13 protein-coding genes and 1 tRNA gene are annotated in these 15,077 nt (G+C 66.2%); 9 read left to right on the plus strand and 5 right to left on the minus strand.

Translation table 11 applies throughout. From position 1 onward, the window contains the following. Positions 1-217: 217 nt before the first annotated feature. Entirely contained in the window at positions 218-1,636 is a 1,419-nt protein-coding gene (gene pyk / locus ON39_RS11990; RefSeq protein ID WP_174412518.1) for a pyruvate kinase, read from the plus strand. Positions 1,637-1,731: 95 nt separating this feature from the next. Continuing rightward, a complete protein-coding gene (locus ON39_RS11995; protein WP_246003011.1) occupies positions 1,732-2,550 on the plus strand; it encodes an acyl-CoA thioesterase in 819 nt (272 codons plus the stop codon). A gap of 66 nt (positions 2,551-2,616) precedes the next feature. Here the strand turns inward: ON39_RS11995 and ON39_RS12000 are convergent, their stop codons facing one another. From ON39_RS12000 to ON39_RS12015, 4 genes are all read right to left on the minus strand, one after another. After that, positions 2,617-3,036: a hypothetical protein gene (locus ON39_RS12000; protein ID WP_040733650.1), complete on the minus strand. Its 420-nt coding sequence runs from the start codon at positions 3,034-3,036 to the stop codon at positions 2,617-2,619. A 130-nt stretch (positions 3,037-3,166) separates the two neighbouring features. Beyond that, positions 3,167-3,787 (minus strand): arsenate reductase/protein-tyrosine-phosphatase family protein, encoded by a 621-nt coding sequence (locus ON39_RS12005; RefSeq protein ID WP_040733651.1) that lies wholly within the window; start codon positions 3,785-3,787, stop codon positions 3,167-3,169. Between the two features lie 242 nt (positions 3,788-4,029). Next, positions 4,030-4,542 (minus strand): monooxygenase family protein, encoded by a 513-nt coding sequence (locus tag ON39_RS12010; protein ID WP_040733679.1) that lies wholly within the window; start codon positions 4,540-4,542, stop codon positions 4,030-4,032. 1,376 nt (positions 4,543-5,918) lie between these two features. Beyond that, positions 5,919-6,002 (minus strand) — tRNA-Leu (locus tag ON39_RS12015). 223 nt (positions 6,003-6,225) lie between these two features. Here ON39_RS12015 and ON39_RS12020 point away from each other — a divergent pair. From ON39_RS12020 to ON39_RS12050, 7 genes are all read left to right on the plus strand, one after another. Beyond that, on the plus strand, positions 6,226-6,843 hold the full coding sequence (locus ON39_RS12020) for an ANTAR domain-containing response regulator (protein WP_014983319.1): 618 nt from the start codon (positions 6,226-6,228) through the stop codon (positions 6,841-6,843). Positions 6,844-7,071: 228 nt separating this feature from the next. Continuing rightward, positions 7,072-8,274 (plus strand): branched-chain amino acid ABC transporter substrate-binding protein, encoded by a 1,203-nt coding sequence (locus tag ON39_RS12025; RefSeq protein ID WP_040733655.1) that lies wholly within the window; start codon positions 7,072-7,074, stop codon positions 8,272-8,274. A 96-nt stretch (positions 8,275-8,370) separates the two neighbouring features. After that, positions 8,371-9,408 carry a branched-chain amino acid ABC transporter permease gene (locus ON39_RS12030; protein ID WP_040733657.1) on the plus strand — a complete coding sequence of 346 codons (1,038 nt, stop codon included), beginning with the start codon at positions 8,371-8,373 and terminating at the stop codon, positions 9,406-9,408. Further along, complete coding sequence (locus tag ON39_RS12035) at positions 9,405-10,835, plus strand: branched-chain amino acid ABC transporter permease (RefSeq protein ID WP_040733658.1); 1,431 nt, start codon at positions 9,405-9,407, stop codon at positions 10,833-10,835. Before ON39_RS12030 ends, ON39_RS12035 begins: the two co-directional genes overlap by 4 nt. After that, a complete protein-coding gene (locus ON39_RS12040) occupies positions 10,832-11,827 on the plus strand; it encodes an ABC transporter ATP-binding protein (protein WP_040733659.1) in 996 nt (331 codons plus the stop codon). The genes ON39_RS12035 and ON39_RS12040 overlap by 4 nt, the downstream gene beginning before the upstream one ends. Positions 11,828-11,934: 107 nt before the next feature. Beyond that, entirely contained in the window at positions 11,935-12,630 is a 696-nt protein-coding gene (locus tag ON39_RS12045; protein WP_040733680.1) for an ABC transporter ATP-binding protein, read from the plus strand. 49 nt (positions 12,631-12,679) lie between these two features. After that, positions 12,680-14,356 carry a DUF885 domain-containing protein gene (locus ON39_RS12050; protein ID WP_246003002.1) on the plus strand — a complete coding sequence of 559 codons (1,677 nt, stop codon included), beginning with the start codon at positions 12,680-12,682 and terminating at the stop codon, positions 14,354-14,356. A 7-nt stretch (positions 14,357-14,363) separates the two neighbouring features. Here the strand turns inward: ON39_RS12050 and ON39_RS12055 are convergent, their stop codons facing one another. Next, the gene (locus ON39_RS12055) at positions 14,364-15,017 is read right to left on the minus strand and encodes a hypothetical protein (RefSeq protein ID WP_051186530.1); all 654 of its coding nucleotides are present in this window, start codon (positions 15,015-15,017) and stop codon (positions 14,364-14,366) included. Between the last annotated feature and the right edge of the window lie 60 nt (positions 15,018-15,077).

Here is a 15,077-nt window from a genome sequence, read left to right on the forward strand (position 1 = left end):
GTCGTTTCAGCCCCGGGAATTCACTCGATTTCGCGCCGCGAATCACTACCAACGAGTAACATTTACGCGCCGCTGTTTCGAACAGACGACGCTGGCCAGGGGCGTTGCGTAATGCGTAACGTTTTGTAGGTTTCGCCAAGTCGCGGTTCATTTTTTTACTTAGCTTTCACCCGGGGCACAGGCGGCTCCGGCAACCTGTCGGGACTAGGCTCTACCCGTGATGCGACGGACGAAGATTGTGTGCACGCTCGGCCCGGCTACAGCCACCGAGGACCGTATCCGCGAACTCGTCGAGAGCGGCATGGACGTGGCTCGACTGAACTTCAGTCACGGCGAACACGCGGATCACGCTGAGAACTACAAGAAGGTGCGGTCGGCCTCCGACCACCTCGGCCGGGCGGTCGGCATCCTGGCCGACCTGCAGGGACCCAAGATCCGGCTGGGCCGGTTCATCGAGGGCAAGACCGTCTGGGCGACGGGCGAAGAGGTCAGGATCACCGTCGACGAGGTCGACGGAACCCACGACCGCGTCTCCACCACGTACAAGGAGCTCGCGCAGGACGCGAAGGCCGGCGACCGGCTGCTCGTCGACGACGGCAAGGTCGGGCTCACCGTCATCCGGGTCGACGGCAACGACGTCGTCTGCCGGGTGACCGAGGGCGGCCCGGTCTCCAACAACAAGGGCGTCTCGCTGCCGGGCATGGACGTCTCGGTGCCCGCGCTGTCGGAGAAGGACATCGAGGACCTGGAGTTCGCCCTGAAGCTCGGGGTCGACTTCATCGCGCTGTCGTTCGTGCGGTCCCCGGCCGACGTCGAGCTGGTGCACGACATCATGGACCGGGTGGGTCGGCGGGTGCCGGTGATCGCCAAGCTGGAGAAGCCGGAGGCGATCGACAACCTCGAGGCCGTCGTGCTCGCCTTCGACGCGGTCATGGTCGCGCGCGGCGACCTCGGTGTCGAGCTCCCGCTCGAGCAGGTGCCGCTGGTGCAGAAGCGGGCCATCCAGATGGCGCGCGAGAACGCCAAGCCGGTGATCGTCGCCACCCAGATGCTGGAGTCGATGATCGAGAACTCGCGCCCCACCCGGGCCGAGGCCTCCGACGTCGCGAACGCGGTGCTCGACGGCGCCGACGCGGTGATGCTGTCCGGCGAGACCTCGGTCGGCGCGTGGCCGATCGAGACGGTGCGCACGATGGCGCGCATCGTGCACGCGGTGGAGACCGAGTCGACCAGAGTGCCGCCGCTGACCCACGTGCCGCGCACCAAGCGCGGCGTGATCTCCTACGCCGCCCGCGACATCGGCGAGCGGCTCAACGCCAAGGCGCTGGTCGCGTTCACCCAGTCCGGCGACACCGTGCGTCGCCTGGCCCGGCTGCACACCCCGCTGCCGCTGCTCGCGTTCACCCCGCTGCCGGAGGTGCGCAGCCAGCTCGCGCTGACCTGGGGCACGGAGACCTTCATCGTGCCGACGGTGGACAGCACCGACGCTATGATCCACCAGGTCGATGTAGCACTGCTGTCGATGGAGCGATACCAGAAGGGTGACCTCGTGGTAATCGTGGCCGGCTCCCCGCCGGGTACGGTCGGTTCCACCAACCTGATCCACGTGCATCGCATCGGTGAGGAGGATCATTAATCGTGAATAGTTCTCTTGGAGGGTCGGTCGTCGATTCGTCGGCGGCCGGGAAGTCTGATCTGGACGTGCTGCTCGGCCTGCTCGATCTCGAGCAGATGGACGAGGACGTGTTCGTCGGTCAGCATCCGGAGAAGGTGTGGAGCCGCACGTTCGGCGGCCAACTCGTCGCGCAGGCGATCATCGCGGCGGGCCGCACGGTCGGTGACCGTCCGGTGCACGCGATCAACGCGCATTTCGTGCGCGGCGGCGATACCAAGAAGCCGATCGAGTACCGGGTGGACCGGCACCGCGACGGCCGCGCGTTCGCCAATCGCACCGTCACCGCCCTCCAGGACGATCAAGAGCTGTTCGTGATGCTCGCGGCGTTCCAGGACTGGAACAAGGGGCTCGAGCACGGGCATCCGCTGCCCGAGGTGCCCGATCCGGAGACGCTGCCCCGGGTCGAGGAGAGTTTCCAAGGCTTGGAAGACAAGCTGGAGATGTTCGTCAAGGCGCCGCACCCGATCGACATGCGCTACACCAACGATCCGGCGTGGATCCTGAAGGGCACGGGGGAGCGGCTCAACCACAATCGGGTGTGGATGCGCGCGGACGGGCGGCTGCCCGACGATCCGCTGCTGCACGTCGCGACCCTGGGTTACTCGTCCGACACCACCGTGCTGGACTCGATCATCACCACGCACGGCCTCTCCTGGGGGCTCGACCGCATCGTGGCGGCGACGGTGAATCATTCGATCTGGTTCCACCGTCCGTTCCGTTTCGACGACTGGGCGCTGTACGCCACCGAGTCCCCGGTCGCGTCCGGCTCCCGCGGCCTGGCCACCGGTCGTTTCTTCTCCCGCAGCGGGGAACTGCTCGCCACCACCGTGCAGGAAGGCCTGATCCGGCACTTCCCGTCGCGGGCCAAGTCGTAACGACTGTCGCCGCATCCGCTTACCGGTCGATCGATCGGGAGCCGATGCGGCGCAGTCGTTTTCGCCTCAAATGCGTTCGCGCTCGATATCGAGGTCGACGTCGGTGCGCTGGGTGGCGCGGAGGGAGAACGGGATGTTCTGGCTGGGCTCGGTGCGCGCTACACCGTAAATGCCGTGCAGCAGTTGCTGTTCCAGCCCGGCCATGTCGGCGTCGGTGAGTTCGGCGGGCGCGCCGACCAGGCTGAGCGCGATCTCGTAGGTGCCGCGCTCGCCCGGCTCGACGCCGGGATGCTCCATCCGCCACTGGGTTTCGAGGGTGACGTGAGCCGGGTCGTCGGTGTCCACCGGCAGCGTGAAGCGCCACGCGAACACCTCGCGGTCCTGCAGGTGGTCGTCCACTACCTCGCGCACGGTCTGCACGACTCGCTCGAGGGTTTCCGCTGTCACATACACATGGAGCGAAACATCCGAAATGCGTTTCGGCATGTCTATTCCTGTCGTGTGTCGAACCAGCAACGGTGGAAGTTGGTGTCCGCGGGAGTGTAATACTTCCGACCCGGAAATGGACATAGCAGCCCGGCATTGCTGTGTCGGAGAGCGATATCTGTCGCGAAGACTACCTGATGCGGTGTGCGGCCAGGAAAGACGCCAGCGGTGGGGAGCCGGCGCCCGGCTCGATGACCAGTCCGGTCCGCTCGTCGGCGGCCAGGCGCGCCTGCTCGTGCGGCGCGAGGGCGAGCAGCAGCGGCACCAGCGCCTCGGCGATCCGGTCGCCGACCTCGCAGTACGCCTGTTCGGACAGGCCGACCGGGTCGGTGATGTTCTCCCGGCCGACGATCGAGAGATCGTTGCGCGCCCTGTGCAGTTCGGCGATCGAGCGCGCGCCGGTGACGTGCGCGATGCGGTGCGCCTCGAGCAGGGTGAAGGTGCGCGCCGCGACGCCGAAGCCCAACTGGCTCACCTGATCGCGGATCTGCTGGGTCATGGTCAGCACCAGATCGGCGTTGTCGACCATCTCGTTCTTCAGTCGCCGTGCCTTGAAGCCGCTCGCGTCCGCGCCGAGGCCCTCGATGGCCTGGGCCGCGAGCGGTTCGACCGGAAAGCCGACCAGCGCACGGGTTCCCGCGCTCTCCGCGGTGAGATTCGGTAGGGCGTGTTCGACCGCGAGAGCGCGGGTGAGGCGCTCGGCAATCACCGAACGGCAAACATTGCCGTTGCAGACGAACAGGACGTGCATACGAATACGGTAAACGTTCGATAACGCCGTCGATGTCCGAAAACCTCCGAAACGCGCGGTACGGAGGAATATTCATCTGCAGGTCAGATGCCGTACACAAGCGGCGGCGCACATGCGGTGTGCGTCGCAACCATAAATGATCATGTTCGACTGTGTCCTCCTGCACTTACCCCGCGCCCGCGTCATCGAAACACAACGTTGTGATTGCGTCGTGATAAGCCGATCATGGGACGATCCGGCGACTAGTCGAATTCGCCGCTGTAGTAAGTCTTTTCGTCGATCACCGGCGCCAGTCCGCTCGGCTCGTCGCTCAGTCGTCCCCGCGTGGAGAACATTCGCCCGCGCGAGGCGATCACCGGCGCGAACCGCGTCAGCCCTGTCGCGCCGTCCATGTCGCCGTACATCGCGTCGATGCCGCCCCGCAGGAAGTACGCCTCGTGCCAGAACCCCGTCCCGCCCGAGTCCCGCAGAAACCGCTGCCACCAATCCCGGTGCGGCGCCGACCGAGTCCACCGCTCCAGGCTCTCCAGATCCCGCCAGTACTGCCGCGCCCCCCAGTGCGGCGGAAACAGCGACCAGATCACGTCCTCGTGCGACAGCAGTCCGTCCGGCCGATCCTGGTGCGCCCGATACAGTTTCGGCCCGAGCCCCAGCAACCGCAGGATCCCGCGGACCTTACGCACCCGCATCCCGAGATAGATCACGACCAGATCCGGATACCCACCCAGATCCACCGTCTCCCTGTTCACCCGCATCCCAACCTCCGCTGCCCCGGGCGCCCACATGCTCACCCTACGGATGAATACGACCGAGACGACCGAACAGTTCGATGCACCGAACACGCGGCACAAATTTTATCAGTCCCCCCACCCCCACGTCCGCCGTATTGACCAGCGCCTCAACGCATCTCGTCAGAGTAATAGCCTAAGCTGATCACACCTCACTCCAAGGGGCGGTGCCAAGGTCCTGACACCGCGCCGAGGAAGGAGGTGATGGGATGGCGAAACATCGCCGGGCAAAGAGCAAGGCCCCGGTCGACTACGGCATCGTGCTCACAACAGCTGCCGTGATCGCCGGGGCGCTCCTGCTGGTCCGCTGGTTGAGGGGCTAGTTAACCCATCAGGTGGGGCGTCGACTGCAATCGGCGTCCCACCGCCCAGCATCACTAACGTGACAACGTCACTTTACCCCACCCCACGCCACCCACGCCGTCGATCGACGAGCCGTTTCAACGCCAAACGCTCTGTGATCCCGCGCGTCCGCCGGATTGACCAGGGCTGCAACACTTCTCACCGGAGTTATAGCCTAAGCTGATCACACCTCGTTCCGAGGGGCGGTGGACATGGTCCACACACCGCGCCCAGGAAGGAGGTGGTGGGGGATGGCGAAACATCGCCGGAAAAAGCGAGAGGCCCCGGTCGACTACGGCATCATCGTAGCGGAAGCTGCCGTGGTCGCCGGGGCTCTCATGCTGGTCCGCCGAGTCTGGCTGGCTAAGTAACCCATCAGGTGGGGCGTCGCACCAACGGCGTCCCACCGCCCAGCATCACTTGCGTGACAACATCACTTTACCCCAACCCCTGCAAGAGGCGGCGATCAATCGCCACCAAGCCGCCAGGCGCAACCACTGTGCGGAGGGCCGAAAGCGATTCCGCGACGGACTCACCCAACGCAACCTCCTACAAGGGGATTCAGGATCGAAGCGCGACCCCTCCATCAAACGCAGCCCATTGCAAGGGTCAAGGACCGATCGCAACCCACTCACCAAACTCAACTACTGCCCGGGGGTCAAGGATCGATCGCGACTTACTCACCAAACCCAACCATTGCAAGGGTCGAGGATCGATCGCGACTGACCACCAACCGCAGCCATCGCAAGGTCAAGGACCGATCGCGACTCACTCACTGAACGCAACCACTGCACGGGTCAAGGCTCGATCGCGACCGATTCGCCGAACGTGACCACAGCAAAGTCAAGCCTCGATCGCAACCATTCCGCTAAACGCAACCACTGCAAGGGGGGTTCGGGGGGCGAAGCCCCGCCGAGCGGGGTCCGGGGGTTGCACCCCCGGTGTAATGACGAGCGACCCCCGTTCGCGCATTCCGCGAACAGGGGTCGCCCTGGAGCTCGTGCCGAGTGTGGGACTCGAACCCACACGTCCTTTCGGACAACGGTTTTTGAGACCGTCGCGTCTGCCAGTTCCGCCAACCCGGCGCACCGGGAGGAATGATAGCGGTTGGGGTGGTCTGTCACCTAACCGGTTGCGTCGTGTGCCACAGCTGACCGGTTTGCCCTGGGTATATGCGTTCTACGCCGAAGTGAAAGGTACTCTTTACATCACTCGGCAGCTCGGTGGTGAGGTCGATGGTCGGCGAGTTGGACCAACGTCCGCCCTCCGGCGTGTCGGGACAGGCATCGGAACCAGAGGGGTCTACCAATGAGCACAGCAGCAGGGGGCGCGGGCACGAAGCGCGACGCGGGGGCCAAGCGGGTCGTTGTCGCCGAGGACGAGGCGCTCATCCGCATGGATCTGGTCGAGATGCTGACCGAGGAGGGCTATCTGGTGGTCGGTGAGGCAGGCGACGGCCAGCAGGCGGTGGATCTGGCGGTCGAGCACCGGCCGGATCTGGTCATCATGGATGTGAAGATGCCGCGTCGGGACGGTATCGACGCCGCGGCCGAGATCGCCTCGAAACGTGTTGCCCCGGTGGTCATTTTGACCGCGTTCAGTCAGCGTGATCTGGTCGAGCGGGCGCGCGATGCCGGCGCGATGGCGTATCTGGTGAAGCCGTTCACCAAGTCGGATCTGGTGCCCGCGATCGAGTTGGCGGCGAGCCGTTTCCATGAGATCACCGCGTTGGAGGGCGAGGTCGCGAACCTGTCCGACCGTTTGGAGACGCGCAAGTTGGTGGAGCGGGCGAAGGGTGTGTTGATGCAGACCCAGGGCTTGTCCGAGCCGCAGGCGTTCAAGTGGATTCAGCGGACCGCGATGGATCGCCGGACTACGATGAAGGCGGTCGCCGAGGTCGTGCTGGAGAACCTCGCTCCGAAGTGAGCCCGGCTGCCGTCGGCTGTGAATTTTACGCGCGTGAAACGCAATCGTGAACAAAAATTCGACACGATGTTGCGTCCATGATCCGAATGTGATGCGGAACTAACGTATGAACGCTAAGTTCTGACCGGGCTGACGTGGTCGGCCCCCTCGGTGATCCCGGGGGAGCACAGGACTTAGAGGTGAAACGTGCTTAGTTCGACATGGCACAGTCGTACGACGCGAGGTGTTTTGGCTATCGGCGCTGTCGCCGCGCTGGTGCTGACGGGCTGCAGTGACAAATCGACCAGCAACAACGGTTCGGACGCGTCCGGGACCAGCGGCGGCGCCGCGGGGCTGAAGATCACGCCGGTGGCGCAGGTGGACATCAACGGCAAGGAAGTTCCGAAGACCGACGCGTCCAAGGCCGCCGACCCCGCCGGTGACGGCAAGGCCACGTGCGCCCCGGCCACCCTCGCCTTCGCGGGCGCGCTGACGGGTCCGAACGCCGCACTCGGGATCAATATCGAGATGGGCGCGAAGCTGGCGCTCGATCAGCACAACAAGGCCAATCCGGGCTGCCAGATCTCGCTGAAGTCGTTCGACACCGAGGGCGACCCGCAGAAGGCCACCCAGGTCATTCCGCAGATCGTGAACGACAAGTCGATCATCGGCCTGCTCGGCCCGACGTTCTCCGGTGAGACCAAGGCGACCGGCAAGGTCCTCAGCGACGCCGGCCTGGCCTCGCTGACCTCCTCGGCCACCAACGCCACGCTCACCTCGAACGGCTGGACCAGCTTCTTCCGCGGCCTGGCCAACGACGACGTGCAGGGCCCGTCCGTGGCGAAGTACCTGACCGGCACCGCGGGCTACAAGAAGGTCTGCGTCGTCCAGGACAACAGCGACTACGGCACCGGCCTGGCGAAGAGCATCACCGAGGGCCTGGGCGCCGCGGCCGATGCCAGCTGCTCGTCCAGCATCAAGACCGGTGACAAGGACTTCTCCGCCACGGTCACCAAGATCGCGGGCGCGAACGCCGACGCCGTGTTCTACGCGGGCTACTACGCCGAGGGTGCGCCGCTCGCGCAGCAGCTGAAGTCGGGCGGCTTCAAGGGCGTCTTCGTCGCCCCGGACGGCACGAACGACCCGCAGTTCCTGGCCCAGGCGGGCAGCGCGGCCAAGGGCGCGACGCTGACCTGCCCGTGTGGCCCGGCCCCGGAGAAGTTCGAGAAGGACTACCAGGCCCTGAACAAGCAGCCCTCGGGCGTGTACTCGGTCGAGGCCTACGACCTGACCACGATCTTCACCAAGGGCATCGGCGCGGGCAAGGTCACTCGCCCTGACCTGCTGGACTACGTGCGTTCCTACGACGGCGCCGGCCTGGCCCGTCAGTACAAGTGGAGCGCCAACGGCGAGCTCAGCAACGCGCTGATCTGGATCTACACGGTCAAGTAATCCACACAAACGGTCGCGCAGCACGTAACGGGGTTCGCGCGAATCCCGTTACGTGCTGCTGTTTCGTGAGGGTGAATGTATGAGGGCGAATTACGAATGACTTCCATTGCTTTAGCCGGCGCTGTACAACTCGCCGGCGGGTCGATCGACTTCAACTATGAAGGCGTGATCCATGATTTCTGGCGACTGACCGTCGACGGATTGTCCTACGGTGCGATCTACGCACTGGTCGCTGTCGGCTATACCCTGGTCTACGGCGTGCTGCGGCTTATCAATTTTGCCCATTCGGAAATATTCATGCTCGGCCTGTTCGGTCAGTATGTCGGGCTGATGCTGCTCGGTTTCTCGCCCAGCGGCGATGTCTACTCACAGGGCATCATCCTCACCATCACCTATCTGGCGTTGGCGATGATCTTCGGCATGGCGGTCTCCGGGGCCGCGGCTGTCGGATTGGAACGCGTCGCCTATCGGCCGCTGCGCAGACGCGGCGCCAAACCCCTGATCTTTCTCATCACCGCGATCGGCGCCTCCTTCGTGATCCAGGAGATCGTGCACTTCGTGTTGCCGAAGATCTGGCCGAAGCTGGGCGGCACCAACGCCCAGAAGCCGATCATGCTGGTGGAGGCGACGAAGCAGTTCAGTTTCGGCGGCGCGGACATCACCAACGTGACGCTGGTGATCATCGGCGCGGCGGTCATCCTGGCCATCGCCACCGAGTTGCTCATCAATCAGACCAAGTTCGGCCGCGGCATCCGGGCCGTGGCGCAGGATCCGGACACCGCGACGCTGATGGGCGTCTCGCGGGAGCGGATCATCATGCTCACCTTCCTCATCGGCGGTGTGCTCGCCGGCGCGGCCGCGCTGTTGTACGCGCTCAAGATCCCCAACGGGATCATCTACTCGGGTGGTTTCATCCTCGGCATCAAGGCGTTCAGCGCCGCGGTGCTCGGCGGTATCGGTAACCTGCGCGGCGCGCTGCTCGGCGGCCTGCTGCTCGGGCTGGCGGAGAACTACGGCCAGATCCTGTTCGGCACCGAGTGGCGCGACGTCGTCGCGTTCGTGGTGCTCGTGCTGGTGCTGATGATTCGACCGACCGGCATTTTGGGTGAGAGTCTCGGGAAGGCACGGGCATGAGCAACGTTTCGACCAAAACCGCCGCCCCGCCGCCGGCGCCCGAGCGCCCGATGCGCGGCGTCGGTGACGCGCTGCGCTCCTGGTGGGGTGGCCTGTCCCGGCCCGCGCAGTGGGCCGTCGGCATCCCCGCCATCATCGCGCTGGCGTTGCTGCCGTTGTTCCCGCCGCCGTTCATCGATACGCCGGGCACCAGCTTCGGCGGCGTGATGGCGCAGTTCGCCATGTACGCGCTGCTCGCCGTCGGCCTGAATGTCGTTGTCGGACAAGCGGGTCTGCTCGACCTGGGCTACGTCGGCTTCTACGCCGTCGGCGCCTACACGGTCGGCCTGCTGACCAGTCCCAACAGCCCGTGGAACCAGACCGACGGCGGCTGGCTCAACGAGGACTGGGCCTGGCTGGCCTGCCTGCCGCTGGCGGCGGCGGTCACCGCGGTGTCCGGTCTGATCCTGGGCACCCCGACGCTGCGGCTGCGCGGCGACTACCTGGCGATCGTGACCCTCGGCTTCGGTGAGATCGTCCGGCTGCTCGCCGACAACCTCGGCCAGGTCACCAACGGCAGCCTCGGCCTGTCCGGCATCGCCTACCCGCACGTCGGCGAGTCCCCGACCAAACAGAACGGCGTCTTCTCCTCCGGCAACGTCGGAAACTCCGACTCCGCCAACATCTTCGACAAGGCCAACGCCGGCACCTGGTGGTTCTGGGTCGGCATGGTGCTGGTGATCATCACGCTGCTGATCGTCGGCAACCTGGAGCGCAGCCGGGTCGGCCGCGCGTGGGTGTCCATCCGCGAGGACGAGGACGCGGCCGAGATCATGGGCGTGCCGACGTTCAAGTTCAAGCTGTGGGCGTTCATGATCGGCGCCGCGGTCGGCGGCCTCTCCGGCGCGCTGTACGCGGGGCAGGTGCAGTTCATCAACCCGACCGGGTTCAACATCATCAACTCGATGCTGTTCCTGTGCGCGGTGGTGATCGGCGGTCAGGGCAACAAACTCGGCGTGATCGTCGGCGCGTTCGTCATCGTGTACCTGCCGAACCGGCTGCTCTCGGTGCAGGCCGTCGGTCAGACGGCGGTCGGCTGGATCGCGCTGGTCGTCACCGTCGTGCTGGTGGTCGCGTCGATCATGGTGTGGCGCAGGTGGGCTCGCGCGCAGGAGCGTCCGATCCGGCTCGGCTACCTCGGTGGGGTGGCCGTGGCGCTGATCGTCATGCTGATCGTGCTCGGCAATGTGCTGAAGTTCCATCAGGCCGGCGCGCAATCGCTGGGAGACTACAAGTATCTGTTCTTCGGCATCACACTGATGGTGGTCATGATCTTCAAACCGCAGGGCCTGTTCCCGGTCCGGCAGAAGTTGCTCGCCTACGGGCGGCAGGTGTACCAGGCCGTGCGTAGACCGTTCGGCGACGAGGCGATGGGGGCGACCCGATGACCGGGCCGAGCGCGGGCGGCGCGCTGTTCGACAACGAGGACATGGCCGGCGGTTACGCGGCCGAGCCCGAGGTCGAGCCGAGTGCGGGCGTGGTCGATCTGACCGCGGTCATTCCGGATCTGGCCGATGCGGAGACCGTCGCGGAGGTCGTCGCCTCCAGCCGCGAGATCGAGACGGCCGTCGGCGCGCCGCTGCTGCGCACCGAGGACCTGACCGTGAAGTTCGGCGGCCTGACCGCGCTGGACGCGGTGAGTTTCGAGATCCGCCGCGGCGAGATCCTCGGCCTCATCGGGCCCAACGGCGCGGGAAAGACCACCTGCTTCAACGCGATCACGGGCGTCTACCGCCCGTCGTCGGGCACGGTGTACTTCGACGGCGCGCCGTTGACCAAGACCAAGCGCAACGCCATCACCCGGCTCGGCATCGCGCGCACCTTCCAGAACATCCGGCTCTTCAACGAGATGACCGCGCTGGAGAACGTGGTCGTCGGCACCGACGCCAGGCACAAGACCTCGGTGCCCGGCGCCATCTTCCGCACCGCGCGGCATCGGCGCGAGGAGCACGACGCGATCGAGCGGGGCATGGCGCTGCTCGAGTTCGTCGGCATCGCGCCGAGGGCGGTGGAGAAGGCGCGCAACCTGTCCTACGGCGATCAGCGCAGGCTCGAGATCGCCAGGGCGCTGGCCACCGAGCCGAAGCTGCTCTGCCTGGACGAGCCCGCCGCCGGGTTCAATCCCAGCGAGAAGTCGGCGCTGATGGATCTGATCCGCAAGATCCGCGATGACGGGTTCACCGTGCTGTTGATCGAGCACGACATGCGCCTGGTGATGGGCGTGACCGACCGGATCGTGGTGCTGGAGTTCGGCCGCAAGATCGCCGACGGGCTGCCCGCCGACATCCGGGAGGATCCCGCGGTGATCGCCGCCTATCTCGGCGTGCCCGACGACGGCATCGAGACGGGAACGGCAAGCGCGCACGGGACGGACGGGTAGGAGCAGCGATGGCATCGCACAGAGAACCGGAACAGCAGACCGTCGACGTGACCAAGGGCGCCGCGGCGACCGAGGGCAGCTCGGAGACGCTGCTCGAGGTGACCGACATGGTCGTCAACTACGGCAGAATCCAAGCGCTGCACGGGATTTCGCTGCGGGTGGCGGCGGGTGAGCTGGTGACCCTGCTCGGCGCGAACGGCGCGGGCAAGACCACCACGATGCGGGCGCTGTCGGGCCTGCTGCCGCTGACCCGAGGCCGAATCATGTTCGAGGGCCGCGACATCACCCACATGAAGGCGCACGAACGAGTGGGTGAGGGGCTGATCCAGGCGCCGGAGGGCCGGGGCGTGTTCCCCGGCATGACGGTGCAGGAAAACCTCGACATGGGTTGCTACGGAAGGCCGTTCAAGCAGAAGGCGGAGTACGCCAAGACGCTCGAGTGGGTGTTCGAGCTGTTCCCGCGGATGGCCGAGCGGCGCAAGCAGGTCGGCGGCACGCTCTCCGGCGGCGAGCAGCAGATGCTCGCCATCGGGCGTTCGCTGATGGCGCGGCCCCGGCTGCTGTTGCTGGACGAGCCGTCGATGGGCTTGGCGCCCATGATCATTCAGCAGATCTTCCGGATCATCACCGAGATCAACCAGCAGGGCACCACTGTGCTGCTGGTCGAGCAGAACGCTCAGCAGGCGCTCTCGCGCAGCGACCGCGCCTACATCATGGAGACGGGCGAGGTCACTAAGACCGGCTCCGGGCGGGAACTGCTCACCGATCCGTCGGTGAAGTCGGCGTACCTGGGCGTCGGCTAGGGGCGAAACCCCGGTGCCGCGCGGCGGTCCTCGAGGCATGATCGTCACCATGAATGGTCACGATGAGCTGACAGGTCTGGCCGAGCGGTACTGGGACACCTTTCTCGAGGCCAAACCCAGCGACGCGACACTGCTCGGCGATCGGCGCTTCGACGATCGCATCGAGGATCTGTCCGCCGAGGCCGACGAGCGTCTGCTGTCGACCTGGCGCGAACTGCTGCGTCAGGTCGACGCGGTCGACGCCGAGGGGCTCGACCCGACCGATCGGACCACGCGCAGCCTGCTGCGCACCGAATTGTCCGGCGCGATAGAGCGATTGGCGTGGCGCCCGCTGGAGCTGGCCTCCGATCAGATGGAGGGCGTGCACGCCAACGCGCTGACCATGGCGCCGCAGACCAACGCGCCGCGGCCGGAGAACGCCCGCGCGCTCGTCCAGCGCTTCCGGCAGTACGGCGACATGCTCGGGCAGGCCGTCGAGCGGTTTCGCGCCGGGCTGGCCGCGGGCCGCACACCGGCGCGCATCACCCTCGAACGGTCGCTGAACCAGCTCGACGGCTACCTCGCCTCGGAGCTGTCGGAGGATCCGTTCGTCACCATGGCGGGTCCGCGGGACTGGGACGGCGAGGCCGCGTGGCGGGCCGAATTGACCGACGTGGCAAGGGATGTCATCCGTCCGGCGTTCCAGAGCTACCGCGACGTGCTCTTCGACGAGCTGCTGCCCGCCAGCCGCTCGGACGACCAGCCGGGCCTGTGCTGGCTCGGCGCCGACGGCGAGGACATCTACCGCCGCCAGCTGCGCTACCACACCACGCTGCCCGAGCTCGGCGCCGACGAGATTCACGAACTCGGCCTCACCGAGCTCGCCGGGCTGCGCGAGGAGTACGCGACGGTCGGGCAGCGGCTGTTCGGCACCGCCGAGCTCGGCGAGGTCTTCGCCAGGCTGCGCGACGATCCGGCGCTGTGTTATGTCGACGGCGAACAGATCATGTTCGACGCGCGTCACGCGCTCACCTCGGCGAGCGCCGAGATGGGCAACTGGTTCGGCAGGCTGCCCAAGGAGTCGTGCGATATCGTCGCGATTCCCGACTTCCTCGCCGCCGACGCGCCGCCCGCGTACTACTTCCCGCCCGCCGCGGACGGCTCCCGGCCCGGCACCTACTTCGTCAACACCTATCACCCCACCGGCCGCGGCCGCTTCGAGACCGCGTCGGTCGCCTTCCACGAGGCCATCCCCGGCCACCACCTGCAGCTCACCATCGCCAACGAGCTCGCGCACCTGCCGCGCTTCCAGCGCCAGTCGTTCGCGAACACCGCCTTCGTCGAGGGCTGGGCGCTGTACACCGAACGCCTCGCCGACGAAATGGGTTTGTACGAAGACGATTTGGGCCGGATCGGCATGCTCTCCGGGGACTCGTGGCGCTCCTGCCGCCTCGTCGTCGACACCGGTCTGCACGCCAAAGGGTGGACCAGGCAGCAGGCCATCGACTTCATGGTCGCCAACTGCCCCGCCGGGCTGGCCGAGATCACCACCGAGGTGGATCGCTACATCGGCATGCCCGGCCAGGCCGTCGCCTACAAGGTCGGCCAACTGGAGATCCGCCGTCAACGCCTCGCCGCCACCGAACGACTCGGCAGCGCCTTCGACATCAAGTCCTTCCACGACGTCGTCCTCGGCTCGGGCTCCGTCAGCCTGCCGGTCCTGCGAGAACTGGTCGCCACCCTCTGACCTCGGCTCAGCCTTCGTGCTGTGGCGGGTGGTGTCGAAGGCCGTCCGGCGTGAAAGAGAACGACGCCGCGAAGGGGCCGTCGCCGTAGCGGACCGCGAGCAAGATCGGTTCGGGATGGCTCGGCGGCCAAGACTCGTCCGACCCCGGTTCGGCCCCGTTCCACAGATGGAAGAAGATCATCGGATCCGCGGTGTGCTGGGTCCCGTAGGCCAGCGTCTTCTCGTATAACGGGTTCGTGCCGCCGAACAGCACGCTGGGTGGCCCGAAGGTCTCCTCGACGTCGTGCCAGGTGCGGTTCTCGGCCACGAACGTCCCGATCGAGGAGCGCACGGCGGCGTATTCGTCGTCGGTCAGCGTTCGGTCGAGGCGCAGCCAGCCGCGTTGCCGAGCGGCCTCGGCGTACATCGACGGCAGCGCCGAGTGAAGGCCGTCGGGGAGGTGCCGTTGCAGGGCTCCCTTGATGCCGGTAGGCGTGAAAGCGTTGCGCGCCCGCCAGGATTCATGCAGGTCAGCCATGCCGCTGTCGGTGTCCTCCAGTAAGAACAGGTGGTGGAACACCGTCCACAGCGCGGGTTCGCCGCCGAACATCGCCAGTCGCCGCAGCATCTGGTTGACCTGGTCGATCAGGTAGGCGTGCATGGCCTCGGAGGAACGGAGCATTCGACTACTTTCGCGTGGGAGTGCGAGCCTATGTTCGGTCAGATCGGCCGCTCGCGGGGC

This window comes from Nocardia tenerifensis NBRC 101015 (genome assembly GCF_000308715.1).
Taxonomy (GTDB): domain Bacteria; phylum Actinomycetota; class Actinomycetes; order Mycobacteriales; family Mycobacteriaceae; genus Nocardia; species Nocardia tenerifensis.

Coding starts and splice junctions, on each gene's coding strand:
- ON39_RS12040 (WP_040733659.1), top strand. CDS start 10,832: ATGACCGGGCCGAGCGCGGGCGGCGCGCTGTTCGACAACGAGGACATG.
- ON39_RS12055 (WP_051186530.1), bottom strand. CDS start 15,017: ATGCTCCGTTCCTCCGAGGCCATGCACGCCTACCTGATCGACCAGGTC.
- ON39_RS12050 (WP_246003002.1), top strand. CDS start 12,680: ATGAATGGTCACGATGAGCTGACAGGTCTGGCCGAGCGGTACTGGGAC.
- ON39_RS12030 (WP_040733657.1), top strand. CDS start 8,371: ATGACTTCCATTGCTTTAGCCGGCGCTGTACAACTCGCCGGCGGGTCG.
- ON39_RS12035 (WP_040733658.1), top strand. CDS start 9,405: ATGAGCAACGTTTCGACCAAAACCGCCGCCCCGCCGCCGGCGCCCGAG.
- ON39_RS12045 (WP_040733680.1), top strand. CDS start 11,935: ATGGTCGTCAACTACGGCAGAATCCAAGCGCTGCACGGGATTTCGCTG.
- ON39_RS12020 (WP_014983319.1), top strand. CDS start 6,226: ATGAGCACAGCAGCAGGGGGCGCGGGCACGAAGCGCGACGCGGGGGCC.
- ON39_RS12005 (WP_040733651.1), bottom strand. CDS start 3,787: ATGCACGTCCTGTTCGTCTGCAACGGCAATGTTTGCCGTTCGGTGATT.
- ON39_RS12010 (WP_040733679.1), bottom strand. CDS start 4,542: ATGCGGGTGAACAGGGAGACGGTGGATCTGGGTGGGTATCCGGATCTG.
- ON39_RS12000 (WP_040733650.1), bottom strand. CDS start 3,036: ATGCCGAAACGCATTTCGGATGTTTCGCTCCATGTGTATGTGACAGCG.
- ON39_RS11995 (WP_246003011.1), top strand. CDS start 1,732: ATGGACGAGGACGTGTTCGTCGGTCAGCATCCGGAGAAGGTGTGGAGC.